Here is an 18,174-nt window from a genome sequence, read left to right as displayed (position 1 = left end):
CGAGGGCTGTGTTTCATTTATAAGACAGATGCAATCCACTTCCCATCCCGTTGAAAAAAGCGGGATTGGCTCTGGGTGGGACTGTCCGCTAATTGAGGGAATGGGTGTTAGGGGTGATTGGGTAGAATCGGGCGACGGATCGGCCATTGGGGGTGTGGCGTGGCTGAAAACCAGGACCCTGTGGGAGCTGGCTTGCCAGCGAAAGCGTCGTGTCAGACAACCGATTACCGACTGAATGACCGCCTTCGCTGGCAAGCCAGCTCCCACAATTACATCGAAGCCTGGCGAACCTGCTTCTCCAGCTCAACCTTCAACCCCGGCTCCAGCTTGAGTTGCCGCGCCAGTTCATCCAGGTAGGACTTCTCCATGAAGTTCTCCTCGTCGACCATCATCACACTCGCGATGTACATCTCGGCGGCGGTCTCCGGCGTGCGCGCGGCACGGGCGACGTCGGCAGGGTCCAGCGGCTTGTTGAGTTCGGCGTGCAGCCAGTGTTGCAGCTCCTGATCATTGTCGAGCTTGATGAACTCGCCCTCGATCAGCGCGCGCTCACGCTCGTCGACATGCCCGTCAGCCTTGGCCGCGGCCACCAGCGCCTTGAGAATCGCCTGGCTGTGCTGCTCGACTTGCGCGGCAGGCAAGCGGTCGAGGGTTTGCGGTTCAGTTTCTGGCGCTGTGCCCTGCTGGGCCTGCCAGTTGCCGTAGGCCTTGTAGGCCAGCACCCCCAACGCGGCGAGGCCGCCGTAGACCGCAACCTTGCCGCCGACCTTGCGGGCTTTCTTGCTGCCGAGCAGCAAGCCCATGGCGCCTGCCGCCAATGCCCCGCCGCTTGCGCCGGAGAGCAAACCGCCGAGGGCACCGGTGCCACCGCTCGCGCCTTTTTGCTGTGAGCCACCGGCCTTGTTCTGCAGCAGGTCCTGGCCGGACTTGAGTAGTTGATCGAGCAATCCACGGGTGTTCATTTGCTGCCTCCACAGGACGTTTAGCCTGAAATCAAGGGCACCAGCCTAGATCGAAAGTGCCGACGCCCCGTGCGCGAGAGTGCTTCCAGATGTTGCATCGCCAGGGCACCTGGCGCTGACCATCGAAAAAAAAGATATACACTCCAACAAATCGATAAAAACAGCCCACCGGGTGCCTCCCCCATGATGACCTTGCGTCAGATCCGCCATTTCATCGCTGTGGCCGAGACCGGTTCGATCTCCGCCGCCGCACAAACCGCGTTCATTTCCCAGTCGACCCTGACCCTGGCCATCCAGCAACTGGAGGAGGAAATCGGCGTCAGCCTGTTCAGCCGCCATGCCAAGGGCATGACCCTGACCCACCAGGGCCATCAATTCCTGCGTCAGGCGCACTTGATCCTGGCCACCGTGGATAACGCCAAGCGCAGCCTGCAACAGAGCACCGACCAGGTTGCCGGACAGTTGATCGTCGGTGTGACCAGCCTGGTGGCCGGTTATTACCTGGCGGATTTGCTCACTCGCTTCCAGCGCGCCTACCCCAACGTGGAAATCCGCGTGATGGAAGATGAACGCCCGTACATCGAGCATTTGCTGGTCAGCGGCGAGATCGATGTCGGCGTGCTGATCCTCTCCAACCTCGAAGACCGCCACGCCTTGCAGACCGAAGTGCTGACCCACTCGCCGCACCGGCTATGGCTGCCGGCCCAGCATCCATTGCTGGAACACGACAGCATCAACCTCGCCGATGTGGCCCGGGAGCCATTGATTCAACTGAACGTCGATGAAATGGACCGCAATGCCCAGCGCATGTGGTCGGCAGCCTCTTTGCAACCGCGCATCACCCTGCGCACGGCCTCGACCGAAGCAGTGCGAAGCCTGGTGGCCGCCGGATTGGGCGTATCCATCCAGCCCGACATGACCTATCGCCCGTGGTCACTTGAGGGCGACATCATCGAAGCGCGGCCGATTGCCGACCTCAGCCAGACCCTGGACGTCGGCCTCGCCTGGCGTCGCGGCACGGCCCGACCGGCGCTGGTAGACCCGTTCCTGACGGTCGCCCGCGAACAACCCCATGGCGGACGCAAGCCATCTATTTAATCGAACGCCACCTTCAGTATTTAGTATTTGTTGTCCTCGGGCCCGCGAACTAGTCTTGTTACATCTATATAAGACGGCCGGGTCCCAACCACTGGGAACACCATGGCCACACAAGAAAAGAGAACCCGAAAAATGGCTGGCGCGCAGACCCCGTTGTTCACCGCATTGTTGATCGATGGTGAATTAGTCGCCGGTCAGGGCTGTGTCGAGCCGATTCTCAACCCGGCCACTGGCGAAGTCATCACGCAAATCGCCGAAGCCAGCACCGAGCAAGTCGAAGCCGCTATCCTCGCCGCCCACCGCGCCTTTGCCGGTTGGTCACGGACCACGCCACAGCAACGTTCGAACCTGTTGCTGGACATCGCCAACGCCATCGAAAAAAACGCCGACCTGCTGGCCCGCCTCGAATCCATGAACTGCGGCAAGCCGTTGCACCTGGCCCGTCAGGATGACCTGAGTGCCACGGTCGACGTGTTCCGCTTCTTCGCCGGCGCCGTGCGTTGCCAGACCGGCCAGCTCAGCGGCGAATACCTGCCGGGCTACACCAGCATGGTGCGCCGCGACCCTATCGGGGTGGTGGCGTCGATTGCGCCGTGGAACTACCCGATCATGATGGCCGCGTGGAAAATCGCCCCGGCCCTCGCCGCCGGCAACACCCTGGTATTCAAACCGTCGGAACACACGCCGTTGTCGATCCTGGCCCTGGCACCCGCGCTCGCCGAGATCCTGCCACGGGGTGTGATCAATATCGTTTGCGGGGGTGGCGAAGGCGTCGGCAGCCACCTGGTGAGCCACCCTAAAGTGCGCATGGTGTCGCTGACCGGCGATATCGTCACCGGGCAAAAAATCCTCCAGGCCGCATCAAAAACCCTCAAGCGTACCCACCTCGAACTCGGCGGCAAGGCTCCGGTGATCGTCTGCAACGATGCCGACATTCAGGCCGTGATCGAAGGTGTGCGCACTTATGGCTACTACAACGCCGGTCAGGATTGCACCGCCGCTTGCCGCATTTATGCCCAGGCCGGGATTCACGACCGTCTGGTGGCCGAGCTCGGCGCGGCCGTCAGCAGCCTGCGCTTTGCCGGCAAACGCGACTCCGACAACGAAATCGGCCCGCTGATCAGCACCCGCCAGCGCGACCGCGTGGCCAGTTTTGTCGAACGCGCCCTCGGCCAGCCGCACATCGAGCGGGTGACCGGCGCGGCCGTGCATTCCGGCGCCGGCTTCTATTACCAGCCGACCCTGTTGGCCGGCTGCAAGCAAAGCGATGAGATCGTCCAGCGCGAAGTGTTCGGACCGGTGGTCACCGTGACCCGTTTCGATGAACTGGAACAAGCGGTGGATTGGGCCAACGATTCGGAATACGGCCTGGCGTCGTCGGTCTGGACCCAGAACCTCGACAAGGCCATGCAGGTCGCGGCGCGCCTGCAGTACGGCTGCACCTGGATCAACAGCCATTTCATGCTGGTCAGCGAAATGCCCCATGGCGGCCTGAAGCGTTCGGGCTACGGCAAGGACCTGTCCAGCGATTCGCTTCAGGACTACAGCGTGGTGCGGCACATCATGGCCCGCCATGGCGAGCATCTCTGACTACGCTAATAACAAGCCACCAACGGCATGCTTCACCACGTTCAAAACACTGCCCCGACCATAATTAAAGAAGAGGGAATTCCCATGTTCGTGCACAAGACCGCACTGCTCAGTGCAATCACCACCGCGCTGCTGGCCAGTGCCAGCATCCAGGCCGCCGAGCCGCTCAAAGCTGTCGGGGCTGGCGAGGGCCAACTGGATATTGTGGCCTGGCCTGGCTACATCGAACGTGGCGAGAGCGACAAGGCCTACGACTGGGTGACCGGTTTCGAGAAGGAAACCGGCTGCAAGGTCAACGTCAAGACCGCGGCCACTTCCGATGAAATGGTCAGCCTGATGGCCAAGGGCGGTTACGACCTGGTGACGGCGTCGGGCGACGCCTCCCTGCGCCTGATCGTCGGCAAGCGTGTGCAGCCGATCAACACCGCGTTGATCCCGAACTGGAAAAACCTCGACCCGCGCCTCAAGGATGCACCCTGGTACGTGGTCAACAAGCAGACCTACGGCACCCCCTATCAGTGGGGCCCGAACGTGCTGATGTACAACACCAACGTGTTCAAGACCGCGCCCACCAGCTGGGGCGTGCTGTTCAATGCCGAAAACCTGCCGGACGGCAAGCCGAACAAGGGTCGCGTGCAAGCCTATGACGGCCCGATCTACATCGCCGACGCAGCGCTGTACCTCAAGACCGCCAAACCGGAACTGGGCATCCAGAGCCCGTATGAGCTGACCGAAGCCCAGTACAAGGCCGTGCTCGACCTGCTGCGCGCCCAGCAGCCGTTGATCCACCGCTACTGGCACGACACCACCGTGCAAATGAGTGACTTCAAGAACGAAGGCGTGGTCGCCTCCGGCGCGTGGCCGTATCAGGTCAACGGCCTGATGAACGAGAAACAGCCAATCGCCTCGACCATCCCGAAAGAAGGCGCCACCGGTTGGGCCGACACCACCATGTTGCACACCGAGGCCAAGCACCCGAACTGCGCCTACAAGTGGATGGACTGGTCGCTGCAACCGAAAGTCCAGGGCGACGTAGCGGCGTGGTTCGGCTCGCTGCCAGCCGTCCCTGCGGCGTGCAAGGAGAGCGAACTGCTCGGCGCCGAAGGCTGCAAGACCAACGGTTTCGACCAGTTCGACAAGATCGCCTTCTGGAAAACCCCGCAGGCTGAAGGCGGCAAGTTCGTGCCGTACAGCCGCTGGACCCAGGACTACATCGCGATCATGGGCGGTCGTTAAGCCCTCTTCTCAAGATCAAAAGATCGCAGCCTGCGGCAGCTCCTACAGCGACCGCAGGCGCCGAAGATCCGAAGCCTTCTGCAAATCCTGTAGGAGCTGCCGAAGGCTGCGATCTTTTCGATGCCACAACTGATTCAAATTTTTAGAAAACGCGCCTTTTTGGAGCACCGCACCATGACGCTTGCAGTCCAGTTCACCAACGTTTCCCGTCAATTCGGCGAAGTGAAAGCCGTAGACCGGGTTTCCATCGACATCCAGGACGGCGAGTTCTTCTCCATGCTGGGGCCTTCCGGCTCGGGCAAGACCACCTGCTTGCGCCTGATCGCCGGTTTTGAACAACCGAGCGCAGGCTCCATCCGTATTCATGGCGAAGAGGCCGCCGGCCTGCCGCCGTACCAGCGTGACGTGAACACCGTGTTCCAGGATTACGCGCTGTTCCCGCACATGAACGTTCGCGACAACGTCGCCTACGGTTTGAAAGTCAAAGGCGTGGGCAAGGCCGAACGCCTGAAACGCGCCGAAGAAGCCCTCGATATGGTCGCCCTCGGCGGCTATGGCGACCGCAAGCCGGTGCAGCTTTCCGGTGGTCAGCGCCAGCGTGTGGCCCTGGCCCGCGCCCTGGTCAACCGTCCTCGCGTACTGTTGCTCGACGAGCCCCTCGGTGCACTCGACCTGAAACTGCGCGAGCAAATGCAGAGCGAGCTGAAAAAACTGCAGCGCCAGCTCGGCATCACCTTCATCTTCGTCACCCACGACCAGACCGAAGCGCTGTCGATGTCCGACCGCGTGGCGGTATTCAACAAGGGCCGCATCGAACAAGTCGACAGCCCGCGCAACCTGTACATGAAACCGGCCACCACCTTCGTGGCGGAATTCGTCGGCACCTCCAACGTGATTCGCGGTGACCTGGCGAAGCAAATCAGTGGCAATCCACAGCCGTTCTCGATTCGCCCGGAACACGTGCGTTTCGCCGAAGGCCCGCTGGCCAGCCACGAAATCGAAGTCACCGGCTTGCTCCACGATATCCAGTACCAGGGCAGCGCCACCCGCTATGAACTGAAACTGGAAAACGGCCAGACCCTGAACATCAGCCAGGCCAACAACCAGTGGCTGGACACCAGCGCACAACACCAGACCGGTCAGCGCATCAGCGCGCGCTGGGCACGCGAAGCCATGATTCCGTTGCACGACACCGTTGCAGGCGGGGTGTGAGATGAACACCGTGGCTATCCCTCAATCTCCGGCCAGCGGCTCGCTGTTGCGCAGGTTTTCCAACCTGTTGTATCGCCGGCCGAATTTTTACCTGTCGCTCCTGCTGGTACCGCCGCTGCTGTGGTTCGGCGCGATCTACCTGGGTTCATTGCTGGTTCTGCTGTGGCAAGGTTTCTACACCTTCGATGACTTCACCATGGCGGTCACTCCCGACCTGACCCTGGCCAACTTCACCGCGCTGTTCCAGCCGTCGAACTTCGACATCATCCTGCGCACCCTGGGCATGGCGATTGCCGTGTCGATTGCAAGCGCCATCGTCGCATTCCCGATCGCCTACTACATGGCGCGCTACACCACGGGCAAGACCAAGGCGTTTTTCTACATCGCGGTGATGATGCCGATGTGGGCCAGTTACATCGTCAAGGCCTACGCCTGGACGCTGCTGCTGGCCAAGGGCGGCGTGGCACAGTGGTTCGTGCAGCACCTGGGGCTGGAACCGGTCCTGCAGTTCGTGTTGGGGATTCCAGGCGTCGGCGGCAGCACCTTGTCGACCTCGCACCTGGGCCGCTTCATGGTGTTCGTCTACATCTGGCTGCCGTTCATGATCCTGCCGATCCAGGCTTCGCTGGAACGCCTGCCGCCCTCGCTGCTGCAAGCCTCCGCCGACCTCGGGGCCAAGCCGCGCCAGACCTTCATGCAAGTGATTCTGCCGCTGTCGATCCCGGGCATTGCCGCCGGTTCCATCTTCACCTTCTCGCTGACCCTGGGCGACTTCATCGTGCCGCAACTGGTCGGCCCGCCGGGCTACTTCGTCGGCAGCATGGTGTATGCCCAGCAAGGCGCCATCGGCAACATGCCCATGGCCGCAGCGTTCACCCTGGTGCCGATCGTGTTGATCGCCATCTATCTGTCCATCGTCAAACGTCTGGGGGCCTTCGATGCACTCTGAAAAAGCATCTCTCGGGCTACGCATCGCGGCCTGGGGCGGATTGGTGTTCCTGCACTTCCCGATCCTGATCATCTTCCTGTACGCCTTCAACACCGAAGACGCGGCGTTCAGCTTTCCGCCCAAGGGCTTCACTTGGAAGTGGATCGGCGTGGCGTTCTCCCGGCCGGACGTGCTCGAAGCCATCAAGCTGTCGTTGCAGATCGCCTCGATTGCCACGCTGATTGCCATGGTCCTTGGCACGCTGGCTTCGGCGGCACTGTACCGCCGGGACTTCTTCGGCAAGCAGGGCATCTCGCTGATGCTGATCCTGCCGATCGCCCTGCCGGGGATCATCACCGGGATCGCGTTGCTGGCAACCTTCAAGACACTGGGCATCGAGCCGGGGATGTTCACCATCATCGTCGGCCACGCGACCTTCTGCGTGGTGATCGTCTACAACAACGTCATCGCCCGCTTGCGCCGCACGTCCCACAGCTTGATCGAGGCCTCAATGGACCTCGGCGCCGACGGCTGGCAGACCTTCCGCTACATCATCCTGCCGAACCTCGGCTCGGCGTTGCTGGCCGGCGGCATGCTGGCGTTCGCCCTGTCGTTCGACGAAATCATCGTCACCACCTTCACCGCCGGCCATGAACGGACCCTGCCGCTGTGGCTGCTCAACCAGCTGAGCCGCCCACGGGACGTGCCAGTGACCAACGTCGTGGCGATGCTGGTGATGATCGTGACCATGCTGCCGATCCTTGGCGCCTATTACCTGACCCGTGGCGGTGAAAGCGTTGCGGGCAGTGGCGGGAAATAAATCAATAACCGACAACAACAATTCCCCGTGGGAGCGAGCCTGCTCGCGAAGAGGCCATCACATCCAACTCTGATGTGCCTGATCCACCGCTTTCGCGAGCAGGCTCGCTCCCACAGGGGCCGGTTTCAACACAAGATCTGCTTTGACGAGGACAATGCCATGCAAACCAAACTCTTGATCAACGGCCTACTGCAAGTCGGCGAAGGCCCCGCCCAACCGGTGTTCAACCCTGCGCTGGGTCGTGTGCTGGTGGAAATCAACGAAGCCAGCGAAGCCCAGGTCGATGCCGCCGTGCGTGCCGCCGACGCCGCCTTCGACAGCTGGTCGCAGACCCCGCCGAAAGAGCGTTCGCTGCTGCTGCTCAAACTCGCCGATGCCATCGAGGCCCACGGCGAAGAGCTGGCCAAGCTGGAATCGGACAACTGCGGCAAGCCTTACAGCGCCGCGCTGAACGACGAGATCCCGGCGATTGCCGACGTGTTCCGCTTCTTTGCCGGCGCCAGCCGCTGCATGAGCGGCTCGGCCGGTGGCGAATACCTGCCGGGCCACACCTCGATGATCCGCCGCGACCCGGTGGGCGTGATCGCCTCCATCGCGCCGTGGAATTATCCGCTGATGATGGTCGCCTGGAAAATCGCCCCGGCCCTGGCCGCCGGTAATACCGTGGTGCTCAAACCGTCGGAACAAACCCCGCTGACCGCCCTGCGCCTGGCCGAACTGGCGTCAGACATCTTCCCGGCCGGCGTGCTCAACCTGGTGTTCGGCCGTGGTCCTAGCGTCGGCAGCCCGCTGGTCACCCACCCGAAAGTGCGCATGGTGTCGCTGACCGGTTCGATCGCCACCGGCTCGAACATCATTTCCAGCACCGCCGACAGCGTCAAACGCATGCACATGGAACTGGGCGGCAAGGCCCCGGTGATCATCTTCGACGACGCCGACATCGACGCGGCCGTCGAAGGCATCCGCACCTTCGGGTTCTACAACGCCGGCCAGGACTGCACCGCCGCCTGCCGCATCTACGCGCAGGAAGGCATCTACGAGAAATTCGTCGAAAAACTCGGCGCCGCCGTCAGCAGCATCAAGTACGGCTTGCAGGACGATCCGTCGACCGAACTCGGCCCGCTGATCACCGCACAACACCGCGACCGCGTGGCCGGTTTCGTCGAACGCGCCGTGGCCCAGCCGCACATTCGCCTGATCACTGGCGGCAAGGCTGTCGAGGGCAATGGTTTCTTCTTCGAACCGACGGTGCTGGCCGATGCCCAGCAGGATGACGAGATCGTGCGGCGCGAAGTGTTCGGGCCGGTGGTGTCGGTGACCAGGTTCAGCGATGAAGCGCAGGTGCTGGGCTGGGCCAACGATTCGGACTACGGCCTGGCCTCCTCCGTGTGGACCGCCGACGTCGGTCGCGCTCATCGGATGTCGGCGCGCTTGCAGTACGGCTGCACCTGGGTCAATACGCACTTCATGCTGGTCAGCGAAATGCCTCATGGCGGTCAGAAGTTGTCCGGGTATGGCAAGGACATGTCCATGTATGGGCTGGAGGATTACACCGTTGTGCGGCATGTGATGTTCAAGCATTAAGAAAAGCGTCGCCTGTAGGAGCGAGCTTGCTCCGGGCGGCGTTCCGACGATGGACGTCAACGTTGACGCGGGGATCCTGACGCCCCGCGGTGTCCTCGGTTTTTTCGCGAGCAAGCTCGCTCCTACAGCGAATGGGTCACCTCGGTTTCAAGGCAGAAACCGGCAGTACGCACCATCAGGCTTCACCCCAAAGAAGACAAAACAATAACCACCGATCCTGGCGGTGCCCTCAAGGCCTCGTCACGGTTTCGGACATCCGAAATCTGCCGATTTTCCGGAGCAAACACACATGAGTGCATCACCCGATCTCTCTGCAGTCCTTGCCGACAGCGATGCCGAGCAACTGCGCAAACTGGGTTACACCTCCAACTTCAATCGCAGCATGAGCCTGTGGGAAAACTTCGCCCTTGGCTTCACCTACCTGTCCCCGGTCGTCGGGGTTTATACCCTGTTCGGCCTGTGCCTGGCCGCGGGCGGGCCACCGATGTTCTGGGCTTATCTGCTGGTCGGTTGCGGCCAGTTGCTGGTGTGCCTGATCTTCGGCGAGGTGGTTTCGCAGTTCCCGATTTCCGGCGGCGTGTACCCGTGGGCCCGCCGCCTGGTGGGCAAGCGCTGGGCGTGGATGGTCGGCTGGATCTACTCCATCGCCCTGTGCGTGACAATCGCTGCGGTAGCCGTTGGTGCCGGCCCGTACCTGGCCGCGATGATGGGTTTTGAACCGAACAACAACACCAACATTGTCATCGCCCTGGTGCTGACGCTGTTCGCTACCCTGGTCAATCTCAGCGGTACCAAAGTACTGGCGCGTATCGCCATGTTCGGCTTCCTCTGCGAACTGGTGGGCGCAGTGATCGTCGGCGTTTACCTGCTGATCTTCGAGCGTCATCAATCGATCAGCGTGTTGTTCAACACCTTCGATATCAGCATCGACGGCTCGTACCTGCCGGCGTTCCTCACCGCTTCTCTGGCAGGGATGTTCCTGTACTACGGTTTCGAGGCCTGCGGCGATGTGGCCGAAGAAACCCCGAACCCGAGCAAGCAGATCCCGGTGGCGATGCGCATGACCATCTACATCGGCGGCATTGCGGCGATGTTCGCTTGCCTGGCGCTGATCCTGGCCGTACCGGACATGCAAGCGGTGATTAATGGCACCGACAAGGACCCGGTCAGCACCATCCTCAACAACGCGTTCGGGCCAGTGGGTTCGAAAGTGGTGATGGGCGTGGTGATGATTTCCTTCATCTCCTGCGTCATCAGCCTGCAAGCGGCAGCCAGTCGCCTGCTGTATTCCTACGCCCGTGACGAAATGGTCATCGGCAGCCGACTGCTGAAGAAGATTTCCCCTACGACGCAGGTTCCGGTTGCCGCGCTGTTCGTGTCCGGTGTCCTGCCGGCGCTGATCATCATCCTCGGCTTCTTCCTGCAGGATGCGGTCGCCACCATCGTCAGCTTCGCGGCCATCGGCATCTACCTGGCGTTCCAGATGATCGTGCTCGCGGCCCTGTACGCCCGCATGAAGGGCTGGAAACCGAGCGGCAAATTCACCCTCGGCGCCTGGGGCTGGGCGGTGAACATCGGCGCGCTGGTCTATGGTGTCGGTGCCATCATCAACATGGCCTGGCCACGGACACCGGATGCCGCGTGGTACATCAACTACGCCATGGTACTGAGCACGGCCATCGTCATTGGCCTGGGCCTGCTCTACATGTGGATCGCCAAGCCGTATGACCACGGCACCGCCCCGGCGGGCGATGCGTGGAAAGTCAGCCGGTAACGGCATTCGCCCCGGTGCCGTTGTGGCGCCGGGGCGATTTGAAAAACCAACAAGGATTGAATATGGATATCACCCGCCGCGACTTTCTCAACGGCGTCGCTGTCACCATCGCTGCCGGCATGACCCCTCTGCAACTTCTCCAGGCCGCCCCCGACGGGCGCTACTACCCTCCGGCACTGACCGGTCTGCGGGGTAGCCACGTCGGCTCGTTCGAAATGGCCCACCAGATGGGTTGGGAGAAAAAGGTCTTCGACACCGACAAGCTGCCGATCACCGAGGAATATGACCTGGTGGTGGTAGGAGGCGGCCTCAGCGGACTGTCCGCTGCGTGGTTCTACCGTGAGAAACATCCGAAAGCGCGCATCCTGATTCTGGAAAACCACGACGACTTCGGCGGCCACGCCAAGCGCAACGAATTCTCCGCCGGTGGTCGCATGATCATCGGCTACGGCGGCAGTGAAGCCTTCCAGTCGCCGAATCATCTGTACAGCCAGGAAGTGAACGGCCTGCTGAAGAAGCTCGGGGTGAACATCAAACGCTTCGAGACCGCGTTTGACCGCCAGTTCTACCCGGGCCTGGGCCTGTCACGCGGGGTGTTCTTCGACAAGGAAAACTTCGGCGAAGACAAACTGGTGACCGGCGACCCGACACCGATGGTGGCCGACGACATCGCCCCGGACCAGTTGCACGCCCGCTCCATCCCGGATTTCATCAACGACTTCCCGCTGCCGCAAGCCGACCGCCAGGCGTTGATCGCCTTGCACATGACGCCCAAGGATTACCTGCCCGGCAAAACCACCGAGGAAAAAACCGCGCACCTGGAAGCCATCAGCTACCAGGACTTCCTGCTCAAGGACGTAGGTCTGTCGGCCCAGGCGGTGAAGTATTTCCAAAGCCGCACCAACGACTTCATGGCCCTGAGCATCGATGCGGTCGCTGCGTCCGACGCCTACTCAGTCGGTTTCCCAGGCTTCGGCGCGATGAACCTGGAGCCGATCAGCGAAGAAGCCCGGGCGGAAATGGAAGAGCCCTACATCTACCACTTCCCCGACGGCAACGCCTCGCTGGCGCGCTTGCTGGTGCGCAGCCTGATCCCGGCCGTGGCAACGGGGCACACCATGGACGATATCGTCCTCGCCCCGTTCGACTACGCCAAACTCGATCAGGCCAAAGCCCCGGTGCGCATCCGCCTCAACAGCACAGCGGTGAGCGTGCGCAACGTCGGCAGCGGCGTGAACGTCGGCTACAGCCGCGGCGGCCAGCTCAGCCAGGTGCGCGGCAAGCACTGCATCATGGCCTGCTACAACATGATCATCCCGTACCTGCTGCGCGACCTGCCGCCGGAGCAATCCCACGCCCTGAGCCAGAACGTGAAGTTCCCGCTGGTGTACACCAAGGTCGTGATCCGCAACTGGCAGTCGTTCCAGAAACTCGGTGTGCATGAAATCTATGCGGCGACCCAACCCTACAGCCGGATCAAACTCGATTACCCGGTAAGCATGGGCGGCTACGACCACCCGAATGACCCGACGCAGCCGATCGGCCTGCACATGGTCTACGTGCCCACCAGCCCCAACAGCGGCATGAACGCCCGCGACCAGGCCCGCGCCGGCCGTGGCCGCCTGTACGGCCAGAGCTTCGAACAACTGGAAGCGCAACTGCGTGACCAGCTGCAACGCATGCTCGGCCCTGGCGGCTTCAACCACGAAACCGACATCCTCGCCATCACCGTCAACCGCTGGTCACACGGCTACGCGTACTTCTCCAACAGCCTGTTCGACGATGCCGACGAAAGCGAAAAACTGATGAACCTGGCCCGTCAGCCGGTTGGACGGGTGAGCATCGCCAACTCGGACGCGGCGTGGAGTGCGTACGCCCATGCGGCGATTGATGAGGCGTATCGGGCGGTGGGGGAAGTAGGTTAAGCAACGGTATTTGAGCTCCACGGATGGCCATTCCCGGCGATCCGTGGAGTCGGAGAACTTCAGACGGCATCGTCGTTCAGAACGTCAACCAACACGCTCCTGTCCCCCCCTTAGCAATGCCATCAACTCATCAGTTTGCCATTTGATATCGGCTTTGCCGCGCACCTCGTCGAAGCGATCCTGAGCATCACTCTTGCGTTTCTCGTCACCGTCGTCAGCCACAGATTTACTCCCATCGTCCAAACTTTCGCCTCCTATCCCGGATCCGATTAATTTACGGAAATACCGCGACACAGGAACATTGTCTCTGTAAAGAGTGCAAAAACAGATAACTCCTACAGACGCAACCCGCCTGAAAAAACGTCGTTTCCTACAACAAGTGTCGCCAGAGTAGACTTGGCGCCGCGAGCGCCTGACCGATAGGCTTCAATCCGTCGCTGCCAAATCAGCGGCCCGGAGTCGAAGCCGGAACTAGTCAAAACGGTGCTCGCGTGCCCCCATAGAACTGTGGCTGTTTTATGCCTCATTTCTGTTTTATGGCGGGCCGTGTGGCGCGGGCCTTCCGGCTTCCGTTTTGATTGGAGGTGTCCCGACTTCGAACGCCACTCGGTCCGCCACCCAACCTGTCGAAGGGTTGGTGGCGACTTTCCAAGTCAAAACGGAAATCGCGCCATGCCAATGCATCCTCAAAACTCGCCTCTGCCCTATTTCGATCCCACCGTCTTCACCCGCCACAACCGCTTCCTCCATGCCTTCATGCAAAACAACCAAGCCTGGTTCTGCGCCCAGGATCTGGGTCGCTTGATGGGCAAACCACTCAATGAACGCCTGACCCTGAAACTCGATCCCGACCAACGTCGCAGCGTCTGTCTGCTCAAGGACGGCAAAACGGTCGAAACACTGATGGTCAGCGAATCAGGCATGTACGCCTTGCTGGTTCACCACTTCGTCCCGGAAAACCGTAACCTGCGCCAGTGGTTGAGCAACGAAGTCATACCCTCGCTGCGTGATGCGAAATCAGAGCCTGTGGAAAACCTGCCAAGCCTGAGCTCCTTGAATTGGGCGGGAGTTTCGGTGCCCTTGCTGCATTACCAACATCACGCCTGGATCAAGTGGCGAGACATGCCTGAGTTGATGCAGGTGCAGCGCCCCTTCCCAATCTCGGGCACTTGCCGTTGAAGGGATAAATCGAGCTGATTAAAAAGGGACAGACTTCACAGTCCGTCCCTTTGGTTTGAGTCCTCTCAATTAATTGTCCTGCTGAATGAGCTATATCCACATGAACGAGACTCACAGCGTCAAACGAAACATCATCGAAATGATTCCATGTGATAGCTCGTTTGCAGAAGCGTATCTCCATAAGCTCGACCAACAATCTGCCCGACAGCAAGCAATAGACGCTGGCATAGCCGACGCTGATGCAGGCAGGTTAACCAGTCTGGCCACCGTGAAGGCCAAATGGCTCTCACGGTAACCCGCCCTGCTTCAAAACCGCGAAACACTCCTCATCGCATCCACCAGATACCTCATCGCGATCCTGTCGCTCTCCGACAACTCCCGATACCGCTCCACCAGTTTCATTTCCTCGTTATTAAGCCGGCGCCTGCGTCGCCCGATGGCCAGGCACGGAAAGATTCCCAACATTTCGGTGATGCCTTGTACTTTCGACATGGACGATGTCCTTCTCTATACGTCAAAGAAAACTGCAAAAAACTGCATCGCCCTATCCCTTTTTCAGCAGCCGCTGGGTGCCCGCTGAACCGCACCGGTCCGAAGGGCATAAACCGGTCATGTGCACAGAATAGAAATATTCCGGGCGCTGAAAAGCGGTTTTTAGAGTAATTAGTCGAAAAAAGCAGAAATGCCCTGTAAATCAGAAACCCCTGTCGGAATTGTTTCCCGACATGTCTTGTTTCATTGCCGAGCCAGCGCTGTGCCATCAATCAATTCTGCTCTGCAATCGAACGGTTTAAGCTGTCGGGCATCTGTTCTACAGTCCGTTGCGTTTGGCCGAAGGCATGTCCGAACCGTATTTTCTGATCCAGCACGTGCCAGGAACGGCGCGGGATTGCTCACGACAGGTTGTATTTATGCACCGCAGGAACTTGCTCAAAGCCTCCATGGCCATCGCGGCCTACACCGGTTTGTCCGCCACGGGCCTGTTGGCCGCCCAAGCCTGGGCCGCCAGCGGCGGCACCGCTGATGGCGAGGCCAGCGCATTCGATTTCGAGGCGCTGAAGCTCCAGGCCAAACAGCTCGCCAGCAATCGCTACCAGGACACCAAGCAACAGTTGCCGCCGACCCTGGCGAGCATGACGCCGCAGAACTTCAATGCGATCCGCTACGACGGCAATCATTCGTTGTGGAAAGAACTCAAGGGTCAGCTGGACGTGCAGTTCTTCCACGTCGGCATGGGCTTCAAGCAGCCGGTGCGCATGTACAGCGTCGATCCGAAAACCCGGATGGCCCGCGAGGTGCATTTCCGCCCGTCGCTGTTCAACTATGAAAACACCACGGTCGACACCGCACAGCTCAAGGGCGACCTGGGTTTCTCCGGCTTCAAGTTGTTCAAGGCCCCGGAACTGGACAAGCACGACGTCGTGTCCTTCCTCGGCGCCAGTTACTTCCGTGCGGTGGACGCCACCGGCCAGTACGGCTTGTCGGCCCGTGGGCTGGCCATCGACACCTACGCCAAGAAACGTGAAGAATTCCCCGACTTCACCAAGTTCTGGTTCGAGACTCCGGACAAGGACAGCACCCGCTTCGTGGTCTACGCCCTGCTCGACTCTCCAAGCGCCACCGGTGCCTACCGCTTCGATATCGATTGCCAGGCCGAGCGCGTGGTGATGGAGATCGATGCCCACGTCAACGCACGTACCGCCATCGACCAACTGGGCATCGCACCGATGACCAGCATGTTCAGCTGCGGCACCCACGAGCGCCGCATGTGCGACACCATTCACCCGCAAATCCACGACTCCGACCGCCTGGCCATGTGGCGCGGCAACGGCGAGTGGATCTGCCGCCCGCTGAACAACCCGGCGACCCTGCAATTCAATGCCTTCGCCGACAAGGACCCGAAAGGTTTCGGCCTGGTGCAGACCGACCACGAGTTCGCCAGCTATCAGGACACCGTCGACTGGTACAGCCGCCGCCCGAGCCTGTGGGTCGAGCCGACCACCGCATGGGGCGAAGGCTCGGTCGATCTGCTGGAAATCCCTACCACCGGCGAAACCATGGACAACATCGTCGCCTTCTGGACTCCGAAGAAACCTGTGGCTGCGGGGGATTCGCTGAACTACGGCTACAAGCTGTACTGGAGCGCATTGCCGCCAGTCGGAACGCCGTTGGCACGGGTCAACGCCACCCGTTCCGGTATGGGCGGTTTCACCGAAGGCTGGGCGCCGGGCGAGCATTACCCGCCCGTCTGGGCCCGTCGTTTTGCCGTGGACTTCACCGGTGGTGGCCTGGATCGCTTGCCTGAAGGCACAGGCATCGAGCCGGTGGTCACTTGCTCGAACGGCGAGGTCAAGGATTTCAGCGTGCTCAAGCTCGATGACATCAAGGGCTACCGCATCCTGTTTGACTGGTACCCGACCAATGACAGCGTGGAGCCCGTCGAACTGCGCCTGTTCATCCGCACCAACGACCGCACACTGAGTGAAACCTGGTTGTACCAGTACTTCCCGCCAGCGCCGGACAAACGCAAGTACACCTGATGATCGGGTAGCACCCCGCCACCATTCGGTTTTCCGAACGCGACCTGCGGGTCGGTTCGGTTAACCGGATCGCTCCACTGAAATTTCAGCGCAAGAAAAATTTAATTTCCTTGTAAATCAATACTTTGACTAATATCGACTGGTCTGGCACGAGTCATGCTCTACACTTCTTCGACGAATGTCCTTTGCGCTCACTCATCGTAGCGCTCAGGTGTTTTGCAGCACAAAAGGGCCGATGAACTGGCTCCATAAAAAAAACAATGTCGAGGAAAATTTGATGCGCATCGTTCCCCATATCCTGGGCGCAGCCATTGCTGCCGCTCTGATCAGCACGCCAGTTTTCGCCGCCGAACTCACCGGCACCCTGAAGAAGATCAAAGAGTCCGGCACCATCACTCTGGGCCATCGCGACGCTTCCATTCCGTTTTCCTATATCGCGGATGCTTCCGGCAAACCGGTCGGCTACTCCCACGACATCCAGCTGAAAGTCGTCGAAGCCCTGAAAAAAGACCTCGACATGCCGAACCTCCAGGTCAAATACAACCTGGTGACTTCGCAAACCCGTATCCCGCTGGTGCAGAACGGCACCGTGGACCTCGAGTGCGGTTCCACCACCAACAACGTCGAGCGTCAGCAGCAGGTTGACTTCTCCGTCGGCATCTTCGAAATCGGTACTCGCCTGCTGTCCAAGGCAGACTCCAAGTACAAGGATTTCCCTGACCTGGCCGGCAAGAACGTCGTGACCACCGCCGGCACCACGTCCGAGCGCATCCTCAAGGCGATGAACGCCGACAAGCAGATGGGCATGAACGTCATCTCCGCCAAAGATCACGGCGAGTCGTTCCAGATGCTGGAAACCGGCCGTGCCGTTGCGTTCATGATGGACGACGCCCTGCTGGCCGGTGAAGCGGCCAAGGCCAAGAAGGCAAGCGACTGGGCCGTGACCGGCACTCCACAGTCCTACGAAATCTACGGCTGCATGGTGCGCAAAGGCGACGAGCCGTTCAAGAAGGCTGTGGATGACGCCATCAAGGCCACCTACGCATCGGGCGAGATCAACAAGATCTACGAAAAATGGTTCATGCAGCCGATCCCGCCAAAAGGCCTGAACCTGAACTTCCCGATGAGCGACGAACTCAAGGCCCTGATCGCCAATCCGACTGATAAAGCGGCTGACGACAAGAAGTCCTGATTTCTGACTAACCTTATCCCCTGAAAGGGCCTTAGCCCTTCCAGGGGAATGCACTCCCTGCTGGCATTTCTGGAAACACTCGAACCGGTTGCTGTCGAGCCGAGCGCGTGTGCCTGTCCCCCAAGGACAGGCGG

At 60.6% G+C, this 18,174-nt stretch carries 15 protein-coding genes; 12 read left to right on the top strand and 3 right to left on the bottom strand.

Annotated elements, in window-relative coordinates; translation table 11 throughout:
* Window positions 1-269: 269 nt before the first annotated feature.
* Window positions 270-962, bottom strand: coding sequence for a tellurite resistance TerB family protein (locus ACXX83_RS02220; protein WP_217837341.1), 693 nt, complete (start codon window positions 960-962; stop codon window positions 270-272).
* A gap of 183 nt (window positions 963-1,145) precedes the next feature.
* Between ACXX83_RS02220 and ACXX83_RS02215 the strand changes: the two genes are divergently transcribed.
* The 9 genes from ACXX83_RS02215 to ACXX83_RS02175 all read left to right on the top strand — a co-directional run bounded on the left by ACXX83_RS02215 (window position 1,146) and on the right by ACXX83_RS02175 (window position 13,129).
* Entirely contained in the window at window positions 1,146-2,060 is a 915-nt protein-coding gene (locus tag ACXX83_RS02215; RefSeq protein ID WP_007975056.1) for a LysR family transcriptional regulator, read from the top strand.
* 102 nt (window positions 2,061-2,162) lie between these two features.
* Window positions 2,163-3,650, top strand: a complete 1,488-nt coding sequence (locus tag ACXX83_RS02210; RefSeq protein ID WP_217837340.1) for a gamma-aminobutyraldehyde dehydrogenase — start codon at window positions 2,163-2,165, stop codon at window positions 3,648-3,650.
* Window positions 3,651-3,734: 84 nt separating this feature from the next.
* Complete coding sequence (gene ydcS, locus ACXX83_RS02205; protein ID WP_015093715.1) at window positions 3,735-4,886, top strand: putative ABC transporter substrate-binding protein YdcS; 1,152 nt, start codon at window positions 3,735-3,737, stop codon at window positions 4,884-4,886.
* A 174-nt stretch (window positions 4,887-5,060) separates the two neighbouring features.
* On the top strand, window positions 5,061-6,098 hold the full coding sequence (locus ACXX83_RS02200) for an ABC transporter ATP-binding protein (RefSeq protein ID WP_015093714.1): 1,038 nt from the start codon (window positions 5,061-5,063) through the stop codon (window positions 6,096-6,098).
* 1 nt (window position 6,099) lies between these two features.
* A complete protein-coding gene (locus tag ACXX83_RS02195) occupies window positions 6,100-7,047 on the top strand; it encodes an ABC transporter permease (RefSeq protein WP_015093713.1) in 948 nt (315 codons plus the stop codon).
* Entirely contained in the window at window positions 7,037-7,846 is an 810-nt protein-coding gene (locus ACXX83_RS02190) for an ABC transporter permease (protein WP_015093712.1), read from the top strand. Before ACXX83_RS02195 ends, ACXX83_RS02190 begins: the two co-directional genes overlap by 11 nt.
* Window positions 7,847-8,005: 159 nt before the next feature.
* Window positions 8,006-9,430 carry a gamma-aminobutyraldehyde dehydrogenase gene (locus ACXX83_RS02185; RefSeq protein ID WP_458547458.1) on the top strand — a complete coding sequence of 475 codons (1,425 nt, stop codon included), beginning with the start codon at window positions 8,006-8,008 and terminating at the stop codon, window positions 9,428-9,430.
* 289 nt (window positions 9,431-9,719) lie between these two features.
* Window positions 9,720-11,204 (top strand): APC family permease, encoded by a 1,485-nt coding sequence (locus tag ACXX83_RS02180; protein WP_458547457.1) that lies wholly within the window; start codon window positions 9,720-9,722, stop codon window positions 11,202-11,204.
* A 62-nt stretch (window positions 11,205-11,266) separates the two neighbouring features.
* Window positions 11,267-13,129, top strand: a complete 1,863-nt coding sequence (locus ACXX83_RS02175) for an NAD(P)-binding protein (RefSeq protein WP_458547456.1) — start codon at window positions 11,267-11,269, stop codon at window positions 13,127-13,129.
* A gap of 84 nt (window positions 13,130-13,213) precedes the next feature.
* Here ACXX83_RS02175 and ACXX83_RS02170 read toward each other — a convergent pair whose 3' ends face one another.
* Window positions 13,214-13,351, bottom strand: a complete 138-nt coding sequence (locus tag ACXX83_RS02170; protein WP_458547455.1) for a hypothetical protein — start codon at window positions 13,349-13,351, stop codon at window positions 13,214-13,216.
* Between the two features lie 450 nt (window positions 13,352-13,801).
* Here ACXX83_RS02170 and ACXX83_RS02165 point away from each other — a divergent pair, with 450 nt between their 5' ends.
* Window positions 13,802-14,308: a BRO-N domain-containing protein gene (locus ACXX83_RS02165; protein ID WP_458547454.1), complete on the top strand. Its 507-nt coding sequence runs from the start codon at window positions 13,802-13,804 to the stop codon at window positions 14,306-14,308.
* 306 nt (window positions 14,309-14,614) lie between these two features.
* Here the strand turns inward: ACXX83_RS02165 and ACXX83_RS02160 are convergent, their stop codons facing one another.
* Entirely contained in the window at window positions 14,615-14,800 is a 186-nt protein-coding gene (locus ACXX83_RS02160) for a hypothetical protein (protein ID WP_007975077.1), read from the bottom strand.
* A gap of 419 nt (window positions 14,801-15,219) precedes the next feature.
* On the opposite strand from ACXX83_RS02160, the gene ACXX83_RS02155 reads away from it, so the two are divergent.
* On the top strand, window positions 15,220-16,848 hold the full coding sequence (locus ACXX83_RS02155; RefSeq protein WP_015093703.1) for a glucan biosynthesis protein D: 1,629 nt from the start codon (window positions 15,220-15,222) through the stop codon (window positions 16,846-16,848).
* Window positions 16,849-17,125: 277 nt separating this feature from the next.
* The gene (locus tag ACXX83_RS02150) at window positions 17,126-18,040 is read left to right on the top strand and encodes a glutamate/aspartate ABC transporter substrate-binding protein (protein WP_126049574.1); all 915 of its coding nucleotides are present in this window, start codon (window positions 17,126-17,128) and stop codon (window positions 18,038-18,040) included.
* Window positions 18,041-18,174: the final 134 nt, after the last annotated feature.

The sequence above is a fragment of the Pseudomonas sp. GNP012 genome (assembly GCF_054343835.1).
The sequence above is the reverse complement of the archived record's forward strand: the minus strand, read 5'-3'. Positions and strand labels throughout refer to the sequence as shown.

What these genes read in the sequence shown, in the direction of transcription:
- ACXX83_RS02220 (WP_217837341.1), bottom strand. Translation starts at nt 962, where the DNA reads ATGAACACCCGTGGATTGCTCGATCAACTACTCAAGTCCGGCCAGGAC.
- ACXX83_RS02215 (WP_007975056.1), top strand. Translation starts at nt 1,146, where the DNA reads ATGATGACCTTGCGTCAGATCCGCCATTTCATCGCTGTGGCCGAGACC.
- ACXX83_RS02210 (WP_217837340.1), top strand. Translation starts at nt 2,163, where the DNA reads ATGGCCACACAAGAAAAGAGAACCCGAAAAATGGCTGGCGCGCAGACC.
- ydcS (WP_015093715.1), top strand. Translation starts at nt 3,735, where the DNA reads ATGTTCGTGCACAAGACCGCACTGCTCAGTGCAATCACCACCGCGCTG.
- ACXX83_RS02200 (WP_015093714.1), top strand. Translation starts at nt 5,061, where the DNA reads ATGACGCTTGCAGTCCAGTTCACCAACGTTTCCCGTCAATTCGGCGAA.
- ACXX83_RS02195 (WP_015093713.1), top strand. Translation starts at nt 6,100, where the DNA reads ATGAACACCGTGGCTATCCCTCAATCTCCGGCCAGCGGCTCGCTGTTG.
- ACXX83_RS02190 (WP_015093712.1), top strand. Translation starts at nt 7,037, where the DNA reads ATGCACTCTGAAAAAGCATCTCTCGGGCTACGCATCGCGGCCTGGGGC.
- ACXX83_RS02185 (WP_458547458.1), top strand. Translation starts at nt 8,006, where the DNA reads ATGCAAACCAAACTCTTGATCAACGGCCTACTGCAAGTCGGCGAAGGC.
- ACXX83_RS02180 (WP_458547457.1), top strand. Translation starts at nt 9,720, where the DNA reads ATGAGTGCATCACCCGATCTCTCTGCAGTCCTTGCCGACAGCGATGCC.
- ACXX83_RS02175 (WP_458547456.1), top strand. Translation starts at nt 11,267, where the DNA reads ATGGATATCACCCGCCGCGACTTTCTCAACGGCGTCGCTGTCACCATC.
- ACXX83_RS02165 (WP_458547454.1), top strand. Translation starts at nt 13,802, where the DNA reads ATGCCAATGCATCCTCAAAACTCGCCTCTGCCCTATTTCGATCCCACC.
- ACXX83_RS02160 (WP_007975077.1), bottom strand. Translation starts at nt 14,800, where the DNA reads ATGTCGAAAGTACAAGGCATCACCGAAATGTTGGGAATCTTTCCGTGC.
- ACXX83_RS02155 (WP_015093703.1), top strand. Translation starts at nt 15,220, where the DNA reads ATGCACCGCAGGAACTTGCTCAAAGCCTCCATGGCCATCGCGGCCTAC.
- ACXX83_RS02150 (WP_126049574.1), top strand. Translation starts at nt 17,126, where the DNA reads ATGCGCATCGTTCCCCATATCCTGGGCGCAGCCATTGCTGCCGCTCTG.